Raw genomic sequence first — 621 nt, 5'->3', positions numbered from 1 at the left:
GTGCAGGAAAATGCCTGTTAGCGTAAAAGCAAAACACAAATCTATCCATGCAAGCATTCACCGCCGGTTTACTGGCGGTTTTTTTTCGCCGTCATAAAAATCAGGCCCCTTGTACACAACTGTAACAAGGGGCCGGTTAGGTGAGGGATTATCTCCGTTCATTAGTCATCCCATTTGTGGCTGAAATACGCGGCCAGAAAACCAGAAAATAAAATTATTCACAGTACGGCCATAAAAACATTCATATTACCCAGCATTATTTGCCTCCGTTTATGGTGTGGTGTGTTTCCTCGCTTACCTTAATTTTCATCTCAATGAGAAAGATATTAGCAGAGGTAACCTAAACGAAGGCTGAATTAAATCTTTATTGTGTTCGACTTAAATCAACAAAGCGCGGGCTGCCCCCACGGTCTTGCTCGAATCCCTTTTAACATCAGCACCCACGCAGCAATGATCACCAACGCTAAGATGACAAACAGCGAGGAAGGCGGCAGGCTGGTTAGCACTACGCCACTCACTAATGGGTTAATCGCGGCACCAAGCCAGCCTAAAGACTGGGCGGAAAAATAGCTGGCTTTCATTTCTGGCGGCGCAATATGGTCAATCAACATATACTCGCCC

Annotated in this window: 3 protein-coding genes; all 3 read right to left on the bottom strand. The window is 45.6% G+C overall.

What is annotated here, in order from left to right; translation table 11 throughout:
* Positions 1-57 precede the first annotated feature (57 nt).
* Positions 58-162 carry a protein MgtT gene (gene mgtT / locus K0039_RS24760; RefSeq protein ID WP_211180496.1) on the bottom strand — a complete coding sequence of 35 codons (105 nt, stop codon included), beginning with the start codon at positions 160-162 and terminating at the stop codon, positions 58-60.
* Positions 162-218 carry a protein MgtS gene (mgtS, locus tag K0039_RS24755; RefSeq protein WP_500303703.1) on the bottom strand — a complete coding sequence of 19 codons (57 nt, stop codon included), beginning with the start codon at positions 216-218 and terminating at the stop codon, positions 162-164. The genes mgtT and mgtS overlap by 1 nt, the downstream gene beginning before the upstream one ends.
* Before the next feature lie 165 nt (positions 219-383).
* The coding region (locus K0039_RS24750; protein WP_228106774.1) for an MFS transporter at positions 384-621 on the bottom strand (238 nt) is incomplete at its 5' end.

This window comes from Terrisporobacter mayombei (assembly GCF_020748465.1).
In the GTDB taxonomy this organism is placed as follows: Bacteria; Bacillota; Clostridia; order Peptostreptococcales; family Peptostreptococcaceae; genus Terrisporobacter; species Terrisporobacter mayombei.
This window is presented reverse-complemented; position numbering and strand designations above follow the sequence as displayed.

Excerpts from the sequence above, each read along its gene's own strand:
- mgtT (WP_211180496.1), bottom strand. The coding sequence starts at position 162 with ATGAACGGAGATAATCCCTCACCTAACCGGCCCCTTGTTACAGTTGTG.